Annotated in this window: 15 protein-coding genes; 11 read left to right on the top strand and 4 right to left on the bottom strand. The window is 51.5% G+C overall.

Annotated features, from left to right (window positions below; genetic code table 11):
• Together ABIK47_06330 and ABIK47_06325 are read left to right on the top strand one after the other, a co-directional pair.
• Positions 1–95 (top strand): DUF2283 domain-containing protein (locus tag ABIK47_06330; protein ID MEO0020236.1); only part of this gene is annotated, 95 nt, incomplete at its 5' end.
• A gap of 225 nt (positions 96–320) precedes the next feature.
• On the top strand, positions 321–1,565 hold the full coding sequence (locus ABIK47_06325) for a DegT/DnrJ/EryC1/StrS family aminotransferase (protein ID MEO0020235.1): 1,245 nt from the start codon (positions 321–323) through the stop codon (positions 1,563–1,565).
• A gap of 43 nt (positions 1,566–1,608) precedes the next feature.
• Here the strand turns inward: ABIK47_06325 and ABIK47_06320 are convergent, their stop codons facing one another.
• The 4 genes from ABIK47_06320 to ABIK47_06305 are packed head-to-tail and all read right to left on the bottom strand — an operon-like array spanning position 1,609 to position 5,624.
• A complete protein-coding gene (locus ABIK47_06320; protein ID MEO0020234.1) occupies positions 1,609–2,751 on the bottom strand; it encodes an acyl-CoA dehydrogenase in 1,143 nt (380 codons plus the stop codon).
• 9 nt (positions 2,752–2,760) lie between these two features.
• On the bottom strand, positions 2,761–3,879 hold the full coding sequence (locus ABIK47_06315) for an acyl-CoA dehydrogenase family protein (protein ID MEO0020233.1): 1,119 nt from the start codon (positions 3,877–3,879) through the stop codon (positions 2,761–2,763).
• Positions 3,880–3,888: 9 nt separating this feature from the next.
• The gene (locus tag ABIK47_06310; protein MEO0020232.1) at positions 3,889–4,653 is read right to left on the bottom strand and encodes a CoA-transferase; all 765 of its coding nucleotides are present in this window, start codon (positions 4,651–4,653) and stop codon (positions 3,889–3,891) included.
• The gene (locus ABIK47_06305; GenBank protein ID MEO0020231.1) at positions 4,653–5,624 is read right to left on the bottom strand and encodes a CoA-transferase; all 972 of its coding nucleotides are present in this window, start codon (positions 5,622–5,624) and stop codon (positions 4,653–4,655) included. The genes ABIK47_06310 and ABIK47_06305 overlap by 1 nt, the downstream gene beginning before the upstream one ends.
• Positions 5,625–6,054: 430 nt before the next feature.
• Here ABIK47_06305 and ABIK47_06300 point away from each other — a divergent pair, with 430 nt between their 5' ends.
• From ABIK47_06300 to tilS, 9 genes are all read left to right on the top strand, one after another.
• The gene (locus tag ABIK47_06300) at positions 6,055–6,678 is read left to right on the top strand and encodes a MotA/TolQ/ExbB proton channel family protein (GenBank protein MEO0020230.1); all 624 of its coding nucleotides are present in this window, start codon (positions 6,055–6,057) and stop codon (positions 6,676–6,678) included.
• 3 nt (positions 6,679–6,681) lie between these two features.
• Entirely contained in the window at positions 6,682–7,113 is a 432-nt protein-coding gene (locus tag ABIK47_06295) for a biopolymer transporter ExbD (GenBank protein MEO0020229.1), read from the top strand.
• Positions 7,110–7,529, top strand: a complete 420-nt coding sequence (locus tag ABIK47_06290) for a biopolymer transporter ExbD (protein MEO0020228.1) — start codon at positions 7,110–7,112, stop codon at positions 7,527–7,529. The genes ABIK47_06295 and ABIK47_06290 overlap by 4 nt, the downstream gene beginning before the upstream one ends.
• The gene (locus ABIK47_06285) at positions 7,529–8,158 is read left to right on the top strand and encodes a TonB family protein (GenBank protein ID MEO0020227.1); all 630 of its coding nucleotides are present in this window, start codon (positions 7,529–7,531) and stop codon (positions 8,156–8,158) included. The genes ABIK47_06290 and ABIK47_06285 overlap by 1 nt, the downstream gene beginning before the upstream one ends.
• 43 nt (positions 8,159–8,201) lie before the next feature.
• Positions 8,202–9,968 carry a T9SS type A sorting domain-containing protein gene (locus tag ABIK47_06280; protein ID MEO0020226.1) on the top strand — a complete coding sequence of 589 codons (1,767 nt, stop codon included), beginning with the start codon at positions 8,202–8,204 and terminating at the stop codon, positions 9,966–9,968.
• Between the two features lie 112 nt (positions 9,969–10,080).
• Complete coding sequence (locus tag ABIK47_06275) at positions 10,081–11,574, top strand: PQQ-binding-like beta-propeller repeat protein (protein MEO0020225.1); 1,494 nt, start codon at positions 10,081–10,083, stop codon at positions 11,572–11,574.
• Positions 11,571–13,910, top strand: a complete 2,340-nt coding sequence (locus ABIK47_06270) for a DegV family protein (GenBank protein ID MEO0020224.1) — start codon at positions 11,571–11,573, stop codon at positions 13,908–13,910. Before ABIK47_06275 ends, ABIK47_06270 begins: the two co-directional genes overlap by 4 nt.
• Before the next feature lie 3 nt (positions 13,911–13,913).
• Positions 13,914–14,576: a glycerol-3-phosphate acyltransferase gene (locus tag ABIK47_06265; protein MEO0020223.1), complete on the top strand. Its 663-nt coding sequence runs from the start codon at positions 13,914–13,916 to the stop codon at positions 14,574–14,576.
• A gap of 170 nt (positions 14,577–14,746) precedes the next feature.
• The gene (gene tilS / locus ABIK47_06260) at positions 14,747–15,736 is read left to right on the top strand and encodes a tRNA lysidine(34) synthetase TilS (protein MEO0020222.1); all 990 of its coding nucleotides are present in this window, start codon (positions 14,747–14,749) and stop codon (positions 15,734–15,736) included.
• Positions 15,737–15,798: the final 62 nt, after the last annotated feature.

Here is a 15,798-nt window from a genome sequence, read left to right as displayed (position 1 = left end):
ATTATGACAAGGATGGTAACATCGTCGGGTTTGAGATTCTTAATGCCTCCAAGCGGGTAGAAAACCCCCGGTCGTTGGAGTATGCGATAGCGTGATAGGCGAGGGAATTAGTTCTTAATTTATAGTTTTTGGTTCTCAACTACGAACTTAGAACTAAAGACCAATAACTAACCTGAGGGATTCCTCCACTCGCCTACGGCTCGCTCGAAATGACAGAAGAAAGACCGAAGACGGAGGACCGAGGAGCAAAGCCGAGGAATCTGAGTAGTTTATGGTGAATTTGACAGGGTTAATAATGTGGTTAATTTATTTGAGACTGAATGAAGAACAATAAGCGGATTTATCTTTCACCACCGCATATGAGCGGTGAGGAGCTGGAGTTTGTTAAGGAGGCTTTTGCCTCCAACTGGGTTGCGCCTTTAGGACCGATGGTTGATGCCTTTGAGAAGGAGTTTGCCCAAACTATTGGTGTCCCTTATGCCTGTGCGCTTTCATCCGGAACTGCGGCTCTGCATCTGGCTTTGAGGATAGTTTTAGGAAGAGCGGTCGGTCATCGGTCATCGGTCATCGGTCAGGCGCGAAGCGCTGAGGTTATCTGTCCGACCCTGACCTTTGCGGCAAGCGCCAATGTGATTGTCTACGAGGGCTGCCGTCCGGTCTTTATTGACTGCTCGCCTGATACCTGGACCCTTGACCCGGAACTTTTGGAGGAGGAACTTGAAGGTTGCGCAAGAAAGGGGAAGCTGCCAAGGGCGGTGATTACGGTTGACCTTTATGGTCAGCCCTGCGATTATGGGCGGATTCTTAAAGTCTGCGAGCGGTATGATGTGCCGGTGATTGAGGATGCGGCAGAGGCGTTGGGAGCAAGGTATGAAGGAAGACCGGGGAGTGGAGACGGAAGACCGGTCGGTCCTGGTTTTGCTGGCTCTTTTGGCGTGGCCGGTGCGTTCTCTTTTAACGGAAACAAGGTGATTACCACCGCTGGGGGAGGGATGCTGGTCTCCCATAATAAGGAGGTTGTTGATAAGGCAAGGTTTTTGTCAACCCAGGCTCGAGACCCGGCACCTTATTACCAGCATTCAGCGATAGGGTTCAATTACCGGCTGAGTAATATCCTTGCCGCAATCGGCAGGGGGCAACTGAAGGTTCTTTCTGAGCGGGTGGCAAAGAGGCGCTGGATATTTGACTATTATCAGAGGGCTTTGGGTGACCTGCCCGGGGTAAGGTTTATGCCGGAGGCGAGTTATGGTAAGTCAAGCAGGTGGCTCACCTGTATGACGATAGAAAGACCGAAGACTGGAGACCGAGAACCGAAGACGGACAGAGGTCCATCGGGGTTGGTGATGGGGATTATTGAGGCGCTGGAAAGGGAGAATATTGAGGCAAGACCTATTTGGAAGCCCCTGCATCTGCAGCCGGTATTTAAGGGTTGCCGGGTCAGGGGCGGAAGGGTTGCAGAAGGGCTTTTTGAAAACGGAGTTTGTCTGCCCAGCGGCTCAATCCTGAGCGAGGATGACCTGGAGCGGATTTGCGCAGTAGTGAGAAAGCAAGTTCTTGGTTTTTAGTTCCCCGTTCTTAGCTATTAAAAACTATAAACTAATAACCCGTTTACGCAAGCAGGTTGCGGGCAATCACAATCCGCTGGATCTCTGATGTCCCTTCGTAAATCTCCATACACTTGGCATCGCGGTAGAGCCGTTCAACCGGATACTCCTTGGTGTAGCCATAACCGCCAAGAATCTGCACCGCCTCCCTGGTGACATCAACCGCGGTTGTTGCCGCAAACAGTTTTGCCATTGCCGCCTCCTGGCTGAAACGGGGTCTGCCCGCATCCTTCTGCCCAGCCGCATAATAGACCAAAAGTCGCGATGCCTGAATCCTTGTCGCCATCTCTGCCAGTTTTGCCTGAATCATTTCAAATTCGCAGATGGGTCTGCCAAACTGCTTGCGCTCCTTGGAATAGGCAAGCGCCTTTTCCAGTGCCGCCTGGGCAATTCCGGTTGCCTGGGCACCGATGTCAATCCTGGACACATCAAGGGTTCCTAAAGCAACCTTGAAGCCGGCATTGACCTCACCAAGGACATTCTCCTTAGGCACCTCGCAGTCCTCAAAGATGAGTTCGCAGTTGGCGGTGGCGCGCAGACCCAAAAGGTCCTCGTGCTTGCCCAAGGAGAAGCCCGGAAAATTCCGCTCAACGATAAATGCGGTGACACCCTTTGAGCCCAGTTCTGGCGCGGTCTTGGCAAAGACGATGAAAAGTTGGGCAGCACCGGCGTTGGTGATGAACCGCTTTGAGCCGTTTAGGATGTATCTGTCACCCTTAAGAACCGCCCTGGTCTCCATTGACGCCGGGTCACTGCCGGCGTTCGCCTCGGTCAGACCAAAGGCACCTAAAAGTTCGCCGGTTGCCATTCTTGGCAGGTATTTCTCCTTTTGCTCTTCTGTCCCCCAGTTGACAATTGGCCAGGCGGCAAGGGTGTTGTGAACCGCGGTGATGACACCGGTTGAGCCGCAGCCACGGGAGATTTCCTCAATCGCTATTGCGAGCGAGACAAAGTCATACTGCACCCCACCGTACTTCTCCGGAATGGTCATACTCAACAGCCCAAGTTCGGCAAGTTTCTTGACCGTGTCATAGGGAAACTCGGCAGAGGCATCAATCTGTGCCGCCTTGGGTTCAAGTTCCTTATTGGCAAAGTCGCGCACCATATTGCGCAGCATAATCTGGTCTTCGGTCAGGTTAAAGTCCATCTTTTCCTCCTATGTTTCCTTTAAAACTTCCTTGGCGATAATCAGGCGCATTATCTCTGAAGTGCCCTCGCCGATTTCGCCCAATTTGACATCACGGTAAACCCTGTTTAATGGCAGTTCATCGGTGAGGGCAATCTCACCGATGGTGTTAATAGCGGTATTGACCGCACGCACCGCCACCTCTGAGGCAAAGAGTTTGGCAAAGGCACACTGCTTGTCCGCCCTGATGCCCTTGTCCTTGAGGACTGCCGCATCGTAGACCAGAAGCCTTGCCGCCTCAACCTCCATCGCCACATCGGCAATCGCCTTTGAGTTCTGCTGGGAGATCTCCCTTTTCCTTGCCCAGTTGACCAGGGCATCAAGGGCAGATTGCGCCATACCCAGGCAGAAGGCACCAATGGAGATTCTGCCACCATCAAGGGTCTCCATAAATATGCGATAGCCGTCATATTCTTTACCAAGGAGATTCTCCTTGGGCACAAAGAGCTCCTCAAAAGCCAGTTCCACGGTGTTGGAGCCGCGCAGTCCAAGTTTGTTTTCCTCCTTGGCAACAACAAAGCCCTTGGATTTGGTCTCAACGATGAAGCAGGTGATGCCTTTGCGACCAAGTTTTCTATCAAGGGTGGCGGCAACGATAACGGTGCCGGCATAAGCGGCATTGGTGATGAACCGCTTTGAGCCGTTAAGGACATAGCCGGCATCACTCTTGCGCGCGCTGGTCTCAATACTGGCGGCATCGCTGCCGGCATTGGGTTCGGTCAGACCAAAGGCACCGAGGTATTCACCACGGGCAAGTGGCGGAATGAACCTTTTCTTCTGCTCCTCGGTGCCAAACTTGTAAATCGGATAGGTGCCAAGTGAGGTGTGGGCGGCAAGGGTCAGACCGGTGGCGGCGCAGGCACGGGAAACCTCCTCAACCGCAATCGCATAGGCAAGGTGGTCAAGCCCAAGACCACCAAGTTCCTTTGGCCAGGGGATGCCGAGATAGCCCTTTTCGGCAAGCGCCTGGACATTCTCCTTGACAAATCTGCCGCTCTGGTCATAACCCTTTGCCCTTGGTGCAATCACCTCCTGGGCAAATTCGCGCACCTCTTTTTGAAACTGTTGATGAAGTGAGGGTAATAGCAAGGTTGCCTCCTAAATATAGTAATGGTCAGGGTCAATCTCCTCACGCAGGAGCCGGAGCTGTTCATCGGTTGGCTCAGGGTTGGTGACAAGCCGGTCTGCGACCAGAAGTTCAAACCCGGTATTTTTTAGCACCTGGTCAACCGTAACACCAGGGTTCAGTCCGATCAGCCTCATCCTCTTTGACTCGGGTTCAAAGTCCATTAGTGCCAGAGATGTTACCACCCGATATGGACCGGTATTTGGTGGCAACCCTGCCTTTTCCCTGGCGCCAGGACCGGTGAGATAACCCGGGGTGGTGAGAAAATCAACCTTGGGCACAAACCTTCTGGTGTCGTGCTGGCGGATGATGATGATGTTTTTCCAGCAGTGGGAGCCGACATCATTGGCACCACCAGAGCCGGGCAGACGCACCTTTGGCGGCCAGTAGTTGCCAATAACAGTGGTGTTCAGGTTGCCGTACATATCAATCTGGGCAGCACCCAGAAAGCCGTATTCAATAAACCCGCGCTGCGCGGTCTCCATAATATCGCAGATGCCCGATGCCGCAACCGCCTTGTGAAATGTGCGGGATTCACCAACCGCCAGGGGCAGTTTCTCCAAAGATGCGCCGGTCCCGCCGAACTCAAAGATTGCCACCAGATTCGGTGCACGGGTCTTTTTCGCCAGGGCAGCAGCGAGCATCGGGATGCCGGTCCCAATAAATGCGGTTGTGCCATCCTCCATCAGACTACTGGCAAGGCAGATTAAAAACTCAACCTCGTTGTATCTTGCCATCACCGACCTCCAATCTGCTTTTCCAGCTGTTTTAATCTTTCCAGACCGACCTTCTCCACATATTCGGCGTGGTTCTTGCAACCGTAGACCCATTTATCCAAATAGGCCTTGGTCTTTTCCGGGTCAGCCGAGTCCTTGTAGTACTGATTGAGATGCTCCTCATCACGCCAGTAGCGATAGCACATCTCACCAGGGTGGGAGCCGTATTTTGCCTCCACCACCGCATCAACCAGATAATAGGGGATGACCGTCCTTTCTGGATAGCGCCTGATCTCCTCATTTGAGATGATCTCCTCAGTTGAGACAATCAGCCTCTTTGATGCCCGGGCAAGTTCAAACCCGAAACCGGATATGCCCTCAATCCGGCAGTTGCCGAACTCATCAGCCTGATGGACATGGATAAACCCGACATCAAGATAGAGCGCAGGCAGAAGGCAGATGGGTTTGCCGGTCCAGGGGTCCTCAACAACCTTGGCAGATGAGTATTTCAAGGTGTCGGTGCCCAGCATTGAGCGCACCGGGATAAACGGAACACCCATCGCCGCTGCCTTGAACCGCCAGGATATGGCGGCATTTGACCATTCGGTTGTCTTTACCCTGCCGGACTCAACCGCCCGGCGCAAAACATGGGAGATGCCATAAACCTCCCAGCCGATATAGGTGATGTCAAGGGCATCAACCAGGTCCGCGGCAAGCAATAGGTCAATCTCATGAATGCCCTGACCCGCCATCCGGAGATGTTTCTTACCCTGGCGGATGAGTTCCCTAATCAAGGACATCGGTGCCCTGACCGTGCCGTAAAGTTCGGTGCCGATGTAATCACCATCATTGACAAAGCGGCTAATCGCCTCCTGCTCGGTCATCACCTTGGGCACGAGTCTGGTGCTTTTATTCTTATGGACCCATTCCCGGAAACCGTCAGGGTCCGGTGGTTGAAAAAGTTCGCCGAGACCAGATTCAATTACCTTCATATTTTCCTCCGAAACTATTTTATTATTGCAGGACAATTTATTTAATTATAGGATATTAGAAATCAGAATCTCTTTGTCAAATCTTACTTCAGACACCAAACCCTAAGTGTATATAAAACTACACAAAATTTCCCCGGGCTGCAATTGCTTACCTTATGAAATTTCGCAACTTAGCCAGTTTTCAAATTTTCCCGGTAACAATCCCCCTGGTGGTTTTGGCTGCCGGCTTTGCCTTTAATGAAAGAGCTGGAATTATAATAGCATTTACCTTTAGGTTTTGGGGAGCAAATTGGAGAGAAAATGATATTTTAGTGATAACCAAGGCATTGGAGAAGGTTGTTACAAAATTATTGACAACGGAATAAGATTGATTAAAATTACTTGTGCTGCTGAAGGATATAAATAAAAAAACAACTTAAGGAGGACTTTAATGATACAGGAATTTAAAGATGGCGGCGGCATAATGTGGTTTCTCTTGGTCTGTGCGGTCCTCGGCATCGCACTGACCCTGGAAAGGCTTTTCACCCTTTTTATCAGGACACGGGTGAATGTGAAGAAGTTCAGTCAGAAGTTGCTGCAGACCGTGGAGCAGAACGGTATTCAGGCGGGGATTGAGTTGTGCGATAAGACCCCGAGCCCAGTGGCAAAGGTGCTGCGCGCAGCGCTGCTCAAGGCGGATGCGGACAGAACGGTGATGGAGGATGCGATTGTCCGTGCCGGCGCAACTGAACTGGCATTTTTGGACAGGGGTATGGCGCTTTTGGCTGGTCTCACAACGGTTGCGCCCTTCTTTGGGTTCTTGGGAACCGTGTCAGGAATGATTGGTGCATTCAAGGCGATTGCTGCGGTCGGCGAGGTTGACCCGACCGTTGTCTCCAGCGGTATTGCTGAGGCGCTCATCACAACCAAGTGGGGTCTCATCATTGCTGCGCCCTTAGCAATCATTCATATCCTTTTTTCTGGAAAGGTCAACGGTTATCTCCGTGATATGGAGACCGCATCAAGCGAACTTTTGGACTATTTAGTTACCAGGCGCGGCGCGTGTAAGGAGTAAATAATGGCTTTGACTCTGCGACCCAGGGGCAGGAGTTCAGTTCAGCCGAACATCCCTACCGCCTCAATGGGTGATATCGCCTTCCTCATCATCATCTTCTTTATGACCACCAGTATCTTCAGCCGGGAAAAGGGTCTAAAGATTGTTCTTCCAGAAAAGGGTGCGGAGACAAAAATCAAGTCGGAAAACATCCTGACTGTGGCTGTCAGTCAGACCGGACAGGTTCTCATTGGCGAAAGGGTGGTGAACATCCCGGAGGTGAACACGATTGTCCGCGAGGAACTGGCAAAGAATCCACAACTGGCGATTGCCCTCCGCGTGAGCAGAAAGGCACCCTACCAGACAATGATTGAGGTGTTTGACCAGTTGAAGGTCGCTAAGGCGGAAAGAATCAGTCTGATGCCGGTTCAGGAGGAGGAAGGGGGAGGGCAGTGAGGCGCATCGCCTTAAAAAAGGCAACAACACCAAACATCCCCACCGCCTCCACCGCGGATATCGCCTTTCTCTTAATCATCTTCTTTATGGTCTCCACCCATTTCCGGACCGAAAGGGGGTTAAGGATTAATCTGCCCAAGGCGGAGATGACCGAGCGGATTCTGAAAAGGAGAAATGTTGCCGCAATCTGGATTGATGCCACCGGCAGAATGACAGTCAATGACAACTGGGTGAGTCCAGCGACAATTACCAGTTTGATGGCGGAAAAGGTGATTGAAAACCCAGAGCTGGTGGTCCTTTTGCAGGCGGACAAGGATGTGAAATACGGGTTTGTGACCGATGTGCTTGAGGCGCTGAAGGATGCCCGCGCATTGAAGGTAACATTTGCCACCAGTTATGGCAAAGGGGGTGGCTGATGAACCAGACACCAAGAGGCATCGCCTCCCTTGAATGGGAGGAGCGTTATTATGCGGTAGCGATAAGGGTAGGGTTGATAGCCGCACTCGTGATTACCATCTGTGCCTTTCTCTTTTTGCCCAAGGAGTTTGTTGTCAAGCCATATCAGTTAAGGCGCTCGGTAGAGATGGTGATGGAGGCTTTGCCTCCAGAACTGGAGAAGATTGCGGAGCCACCAAAGGCGGCAAAACCTTCGGTTCCGGTTGCGGCAGCAAGTGAAGCCGAGGTTGAGGCAACAACCGTTGAGGCAACCACCTTTACCGAGGTGACAAAAAGGGTTGAGGAGACCGATATTCCCGTTGTCCCTTTTTGGAAGGTGGAGAAAAAGCCTGAGCCGGTTTCTATTCCCAAGCCGGTCTATCCGGACCTGGCGCGCAACGCCGGAATTGAAGGCAGGTGCGTTGTGGAAGCGCTGGTTGATGTTGACGGCTCTGTAGTTGACGCTAAAATAATTAAAAGTTCGGGAAACCAGTCCTTGGATGCGGCAGCGATAGAGGCGGCATTCAAGGCAAAGTTTACCCCGGCAATGCAGCGGGATAAACCGGTGCGGGTCTGGGTCTCAATACCGTATCAGTTTACGCTGCAATAAAGGGGAAAATGATAGTTAGTTAAAAACAAAAAGGAGGATGACAATGCGTAGCATGTTTTGTCTGATGCTACTGATTCCCGCACTGATCTTTGCGGGTAATCTCCACCCGGTTAAGGTTCTGCCAAATGAAAACCCGGGTAATGGTAAGACACCGGCAGCGACGGTAAACCCTCACCCGCCGGCAACTGTCAAATTTGTTGTTGGCAGGGTTGATACGATTGGTGGCACCACCTATGACTGGCAGTCCAATGGTCCGAGTTATCGCTGGCTGGTGAACGCCCCGGGATACGGTCTACATGCAACCTGGATGTTCTCTGCCGAACCACCACCATCCTGGACCGACCGCAATATGCGTTATAACTATTATGACTTCACCACCGGTATGTGGAACTTTGTTGAGCCTGGTGATTTTATGGCGTCTGGTGTAAATGTGTTTACAAATCGCTCCGGATATGGCAATGTTGATTTTAACCCGGCTAATGGTGCGGCAATTATCTCCTGCCATCAATCACCTGGTGGTGCAGCAATCAGACCGGTTTTGGCAAGAGACCAGGAAACAGGTCAAGGTTTATTTGAATACTGCGACGGCTCACCAAATACTGAAGGGTATCTTTGGCCATATATCGGCTATGATGGCGAGGTATTCCACTGTGCTTTACTGGATGACGCTACGAGAGACCAGTTATATTACACCAAGGTTGCAACCTGGTGTGAATGGGAGCCACCGGTTGGAATCGTTGCACCCCAACCCGACCCTGGATTTCCAGATCAGAACATTGCGGTCTCAAAGATAAGTGGGAAGATATGCATTACCTGGGTTCAGACCCCGCCTTCTGGATTTATGGATGAGCCTGCGTACTATCGGATTTCAACTGACGGTGGCACGACCTGGCAGGACCCGGTGATTCTTGAAGACCCGCCAGCATACACACCTCCTGACACCAACCCCTCTTTCCACATCGCCTCGCTCTTTCCCTATTTTGACAGTGAGGACCGGCTGCACATCGTCTGCCATGTTACCCCATTTGTTAGGGATACAAACTGGATTCTCCCCGCAGAGGTCTGGCACTGGTGCCCTGACAACAACCCGAACTGGAGCCGCATCCATCGTGCCGATGCCGAGAGCCTTGCCGGTCCTGTAGGTTCTAACGCCTCCCTTGCCTGTCGCGCCAGTATCGGCCAGGACAGCCGTGGCAGGCTGTATGTTGCTTGGGAGCAGTTTGACCCGCTTAATCTTGAGCCCCAAACCGAGCTTCTCCGCGCCGATATCTATATGGCGCTCTCTGAGGATAATGGCAATACCTGGCTCCCTGCAGTGAAGATAACAGAGGCAGGAACAGCATCCTGCCGTTATCCCTGTGTTGCTGACCGGGCAGTAGAGCAAAACGGAACGATTTTGATGCCGGTAATATATATGATAGACCAGATGGCAGGTACGGTGGTACTGGAAACGCCGCAGGGTCAACCTACTAACAACCCGATTGTGGTTCACTGGGTTCAAGCAGAGTCCCTTGGTGCGGGTGTGGCAGACCTGCCCAAGAATAACCCAACCCGCGTTGAACTTTCGGCATCACCCAACCCGTTTTCATCAAGAACAGTCATCTCCTATACAGTACCTCGCTCTGGAAATGTCTCGCTTGTCCTTTATGATGCCGCGGGCAGACCGGTCAAAACCCTTGTGAATGGCTACCGGGAAGCAGGTAGGTATACACTGAATTTGAACGGCAAGGAACTCTCCGCTGGTATCTACTTCTACACACTCTCAGTAGATGGCACCTCCCTGACAAGGAAGTTGACGGTCGCGCGTTAGCAGAAGAACCGATTGTTTTGAGGGCGGGTGAAAAACACCCGCCCTTTTTAATTTCTGCCCTTGACTTTGCCTTCTCTTTAGGTTAGGCTTTAATGATTAATCAGGAGGATTTATGGCAATCTTGCTACTTTGCACCATAATCGTCTCAATACCTGACCAGGGTGTTATTTTACTAAACAAAAGGAGCGAGCAGAACAGCCCCTTTTGGGGTCCTGGTAATCTCCTCTGGAGTTTCTCTGGAATTGATGATATTGAATGCCTGTCGCCGTTTTTTGATGTTGATGGGGACAGTGTTAATGATGTCTTGGCTGAATCCTATGATGCCGGCGCAAGCGGTCCCGCACATTTCTTCTGCCTTTCAGGAAAGACCGGTGACACCATCTGGGCTATTTGGCCATCAGGAGGAGTATCAAACAGCGGAGGCTGGGGTGACCAGTGTGTCTCATTTATTTCTGATTTAAACGATGATGGCTGTGGTGATGCCCTTTTAGGAACCGCCTGGGGTGGCAGGACGGTCTTTGCCATCAGCGGTAGGGACGGCAATGTGCTCTGGTCTTACAATACCTATAACGACTCCATCGCCTCAGGCTGGGTCTATTGCGTCAGCTCCCTTGCCGATGTTAATGGAGACTCCTTGCCTGAGGTTTTGGCGGCAACTGGCACAAATTGCCAGACCGTTTTCTGCTTTTCCGGTGCAGACGGCAGTATCATCTGGCGTTTCTATGCCCAGGATGCCTTGGGTTCGGTTTGTGCAATTAGAGATGTGAATGGTGATGGTTATGAGGATGTGATTGCCGGTGCCTGGGGCAACAGCCGTGATAAACACATTTACTGTATCAGCGGCAACTCCCGAGGCAATCAACCTCAGGTCATCTGGTCTTATGAGGCAGCAGGTGATGTCTATTGTGTGCGCACAATTGTGGACATAAATCGGAGCGGTAAGGATGATGTTCTTGCCTCAACCTGGGGCAACTATATCTATTGTCTTGAAGGAGGAACCGGACAGTTAATCTGGAGAACCGATATTGGCACCTATGGTATGAGGATAGAACTTCTTGATGACATCAACGGCGATTCCATTCCTGAGGTGATTGTCGGCTCCTGGAACAATGCGATAATCCTCTTAAACGGCAGAAACGGTGAGCAAATCTGGCAGCGACCGGTCGGTAATGATGTCTGGACCGTTTATCCGATTGGCGATGTGAACGGAGATGGGAAACAGGATGTTCTTGGTGGCTGCGGTGATGGCAATGTCTACTGTGTTGACGGGTTGACCGGAGCAATTATTTGGAACTACAGCACTGGTGGCTGGGTCAATTCGGTGCGGAGTATCAGTGATGTCAATGGCGATAAACTTGATGACGGCATTGCCGGGAACCAGTTTGCCAGTTCACCTGGTTATGTCTATTGCATTGAAGGGGATACCATCACTACCGGGTTGAAGGAAGGGAAAAAGAAACCTGACTTGCAGTTGGGTCAACAATGGCTAAGGGTTTATGACCCCTCGGGCAGGGTTGTTAAAAAGATGTCAAAGCCGGGTGTTTATTTCCTAATTGGCGAAGAAAAAGGCCGGGCATTCAGAGAGAAGCTCCTGATCTTAAAATGAGCAAAAGGGTCAGGATTGCCGTTGACCAGACCGCCAATATTGACCCAACTCTAAAGGAACGGCTGGGTATTGAGACCCTGCCGCTGCACATTACCAATCTACCCCAGGAGATTGAGGAGAGGCTGAATAAGGGCGACTATCACAGTTTTTATGAATATCTTGACAAAAGTAAAGCAAAACCCCAGCCGGGAACAAAGGCGGGCAGTTTTTATGAGATCCGCTCAATCCTGGAGCGGATGGTTGTCGTTGATGACTGTGACATCATCTGTTTTGTGGTGAGCGGTCGGCTCTCCGCAATTTATGACAATACGATGCAGGCGGCACAGGAGTTGATGCGGCAATATCACTGCCGGATTGCGGTGATTGGTGAGCAGGCGTTTCTCTCCCTTGAACTTTTGGCATTGGCAGCCGCTGAATTTGCCAAAAAGGGTAATGGGTTTGAGGAGGTCTTACGGTTTGTTGACGATAAGCGGCATCGCGCCTTTGTCTGGGGCACCCTTTTGGATTTGCGCCGGCTCCGTCGTTCCGGCAGGGTCCAGATACCAAGGTTGGCGGCAGCGGTTGTTCAGCCGTTCCTAAAGACATTCAGGGTTATGCCCGCCTTCATCCTCGAGGGCGACCAGCCCCGAATGACGAAACTGGTAAAAAAGGGCTCCTGGACAGAATCTGCCTGCGCTACCATTCGGGAGCGGGTTGGGTTTCAGGAGCCGGTCCTTGTGAAGATAGAGTTTACCGGTGCAGAAATGCCTGAAGAGGTGGGGGTTTTGAAGGATGCACTTGGTTCGCGAAAGGATTTTATTCTTGCCCGCCCGGTTGCGGTTGGCAGGGCAAGTCCGGTTGTCGGGACCCATGCCGGTTCTGCCCTAATCGCATTTGGGGTTGTTGGTCTTGGTTATGACTCCATTTCCACCCCGGTCCTTCTTAGGTTTTTTGAAACGGCGCAGGAGGAGTTGAAGACCTTTCGCCGGGTGACAAACGCCATCAATGTGTTTCCGGTCAGGGATGGTGATACCGGCTCAAACCTGCTTTCACCATTGACCAATGTTACCGAAGGTATTGAGCCTAATCTGCCTTTGCCCGCCGTCCTTAATCAAATCGTCACCCGGATTGCCAGGCGCGGTGGCGGGTATTCTGGCGGTGCCTTGAGCGCCTATTTCTTGGGGTTCAACACCGCTGTTCAAGAACTGGAAAAGGGTGAAAGCCTGCACCTTGAGACTTTAATTGCGGCACTGGCGAAGGGGACAGACCGGTGCTATGAGTACTTTGGCAAGGATGCCAAGGAGGGGACAATCCTTTCGGTGATGCGTGCCTGCGACCGGGCGGCAAAACAGGCTTTTGCAGCCAATCCAACATTCAGAAATGTCCTGTCCCAGGCATATCTGGCCGCAACCGATGAGCTTTTGAATCCGCGTGTTCAGGAGGTTGAGATTCTCAAGGAACAGCAAATGGTTGATGCCGGTGGATTCGGGTTTACCCTGCTTTTATGGGCGCTTTTGCGCACCCTGGGATTGAGCCGGGAGGCAAGACTCAAGGAGCGTTACCGGCTGGTTTTGGCTGAGGTGAGGCGCCATGCCGAACTTGGTCAGCGTCTGATTTACCGACGCCAGCCCGAGGAGTTGCGCGGGTTCTGTGTTGAAGGGTGTGTCCAGGGTGAGGTAAAGGAAATGCTGCGCGCCGAGTTTTTGAAACTTGACAACCGCCTGTCCGATGCCAAGATGACCTTTAACGAGGTTGACAATACCACCCATTTCCACATCCATGTCTCGGAAGGTCTTGAGGAGGAGGTTCAAAGGATTGCCTCCCGTTTCGGTTATGCCCTGCCGCCCAAGCCTCCAACCCGGCTTGCCAAGCGCCGTCGGGAAATCTACCAGTTCAGATTTGTCAATCTCTTCAGCGGCATAAAGAAAATCCCCGGGTATCTGGCAATCTTTTTTGGCAACTGGGTTCTTTACGCCCTGCTCTTTCCGATAATGTGGGCAAGGCAGCACCACCGCCTGAACCGGCTGCAGAAGGAGCTGACACAACTCCATCTTGTCCGGCTGGCACTTTCCTTTATCAGCCGGGAGTTTGAACGGGATAAACTTGAAGCCATCATTGTCCTTGACGGAACGGGCAATATCGTATTTTCCAGCGACTCCACTGGCGCCGAAACCATTGAGAGGCTGTTTCCGGTTGAGGTCAGCCGGCGTTTAAAGGTAGCGATTGATGATATGAGCTCCGGGCATCAGCCCCACGCCGAATTGGTTGCTGAACGGTGGCGGTTTGAGATTCAGAGCCTTGTCAGCGCTGGTCAGAAGGGTTATCTCGTCAAGTACCGTCAAATTAAAGCCCCGTAGCGGATGGGAAACCCTGTTATCACTTATCTCCTTGCCGGTCTTCTTATCGGTTACCTTTTTGGCTCGACACCATTCTCCTGGATACTGGTGCGGCTGTTAAAGGGGATTGATATGCGCCATTATGGCAGTCGCACCGTTTCCGGCACAATGGTGGGAGTACTGGTATCAAAACCGGCTGCGGTGCTTGTTGGTATCCTTGACATTCTGAAGGCGCTGATTCCGGTCTGGCTCGGTTTCAGACTGCAACCCCACCCCTTTCTTGCCAGCGCCATCGGTATCGGCGCGCTCATCGGTCACTGCTGGCCCTTCTGGCTCGGTTTTCATGGTGGCAGGGGTGTGAGCACAATCCTTGGCTCTTTAGCGGTGCTTTTCCCTTACGGTGCTCTTTACATCCTCTTTGCCCTTGCCCTGGGTAAACTCTTGAATGCCGGTGCGATAACCGTCCTGATCTCCCTTCTGACAATGCCCTTTTTAGCACGAGTCCTGCACGCACCAACCGCGGTCATATATTTCTCCGCCGCAATTTTTGTTATCACCGTTATCAAGCGCCTGGAGGCAAACCGCGAACCTCTGCCAGAAAAGGGCAGATTTGCAACCATTTTAAGACGGCTCTTTTTTGACCGTGACATAAAAGACTATCACGCCTGGCTTTCTCGCCATCCCTGAATTAAATGGGTGCAATTATATAAATTATTGATTTCCCAAGACATAAAATATGACCCCTGTTCCCTCCACCACCCCGGTTATTAACCATTAGGTGAAGGCAGCTTTTACAGTTGACCTTGAACCCTATTTTGATATTTGACCAAGGGCAAACTCTGATTTAATATCTTTTCGTGAAGCGGCTTTCTGTTCTCCATCAGTTCCTTGACACGGTCAAGAGGCACAACCTCTTAAAGGAGAAGAGCAAACTCCTTGTTGGCATCTCCGGTGGTGCGGACTCGGTCTGCCTTTTGGACCTTTTAAGGGTGGTGGCTGCAAAATACCATCTAAAAATTTTTGCCCTTCACATCAACCACCAGTTGCGGGAGTCGGCTCAAAGGGATGAGGAGTTTGTCAGGCGGTTGTGCAAATCCTGGGGTGTGAAATTAGAAGTGGTCACAGTTGATGTACAGGGTTATGCCAAGCGGACCAAATCAAGCATTGAGGAGGCGGCAAGGCAACTGCGCTATTACCATTACCAGCGGGTGGCAAGGAGGTTGAGGTGTGATACCATTTGCCTCGGGCATAACGCCGATGACAACCTTGAGACGGTTGTTCTTAATTTGGCTCGGGGTGCGGGTCTGCGCGGTCTTGCCGGAATTCCCATCCGCCGGGAAAATATTGTGAGACCGCTCCTGGAAATCAAGAGGGAGGCGATAAGAGGCTATCTGAAGGCAAGGGGAATAGAATGGGTTGAGGATGAGACCAACCTTGATATCAGATTCAGGCGCAACCTCATCCGGCAGGAGATCGTGCCGCTCCTAAAAAAGATTAATCCAGGGGTGGTGGAGAATGTCTTGCGCACCTCTCGTCTCATCTCTGAAGAGGATTTGTTTTTGGATTTTTTAGCCAGTCGGGTTCTGGATAAAATCGGCTCATTTGCGCGGAGAGAGGCTGCAATTGACATTAAGGAGTTCAACGGTTATAATAATATTTTGAAAAGGAGAATGCTAAGGCTCTTGATGCCGGAACTGGATGCGTTAAGTGTGGAGCGGGCGTTGGGTTTGATTGCAAAAGGCTGTCAGGGCAGGCATCAGTTAAAAGCTGGAATTGAGATTGTTGTCAAGAAAGATAAGTTGAAGATACCATTAATCTTGCCGAGGTCAAAGAATGGCTCCTGTTAAGCCCAATGCCAGCAGGGCGATAGGCTCGCTTCTGATCTGGGTTTTGGTTTTTGTCGGTGCCT

This window comes from candidate division WOR-3 bacterium (assembly GCA_039801245.1).
Classification (GTDB): Bacteria; Hydrothermota; Tepidihabitantia; order Tepidihabitantales; family Tepidihabitantaceae; genus JAOABP01.
Note: the sequence above shows the minus strand (reverse complement) of the source record. Positions and strands in the feature narration are given on the sequence as shown.

Coding starts and splice junctions, on each gene's coding strand:
- ABIK47_06325 (MEO0020235.1), top strand. CDS start 321: ATGAAGAACAATAAGCGGATTTATCTTTCACCACCGCATATGAGCGGT.
- ABIK47_06320 (MEO0020234.1), bottom strand. CDS start 2,751: ATGGACTTTAACCTGACCGAAGACCAGATTATGCTGCGCAATATGGTG.
- ABIK47_06310 (MEO0020232.1), bottom strand. CDS start 4,653: ATGGCAAGATACAACGAGGTTGAGTTTTTAATCTGCCTTGCCAGTAGT.
- ABIK47_06305 (MEO0020231.1), bottom strand. CDS start 5,624: ATGAAGGTAATTGAATCTGGTCTCGGCGAACTTTTTCAACCACCGGAC.
- ABIK47_06300 (MEO0020230.1), top strand. CDS start 6,055: ATGATACAGGAATTTAAAGATGGCGGCGGCATAATGTGGTTTCTCTTG.
- ABIK47_06295 (MEO0020229.1), top strand. CDS start 6,682: ATGGCTTTGACTCTGCGACCCAGGGGCAGGAGTTCAGTTCAGCCGAAC.
- ABIK47_06285 (MEO0020227.1), top strand. CDS start 7,529: ATGAACCAGACACCAAGAGGCATCGCCTCCCTTGAATGGGAGGAGCGT.
- ABIK47_06280 (MEO0020226.1), top strand. CDS start 8,202: ATGCGTAGCATGTTTTGTCTGATGCTACTGATTCCCGCACTGATCTTT.
- ABIK47_06275 (MEO0020225.1), top strand. CDS start 10,081: ATGGCAATCTTGCTACTTTGCACCATAATCGTCTCAATACCTGACCAG.
- ABIK47_06270 (MEO0020224.1), top strand. CDS start 11,571: ATGAGCAAAAGGGTCAGGATTGCCGTTGACCAGACCGCCAATATTGAC.
- ABIK47_06265 (MEO0020223.1), top strand. CDS start 13,914: ATGGGAAACCCTGTTATCACTTATCTCCTTGCCGGTCTTCTTATCGGT.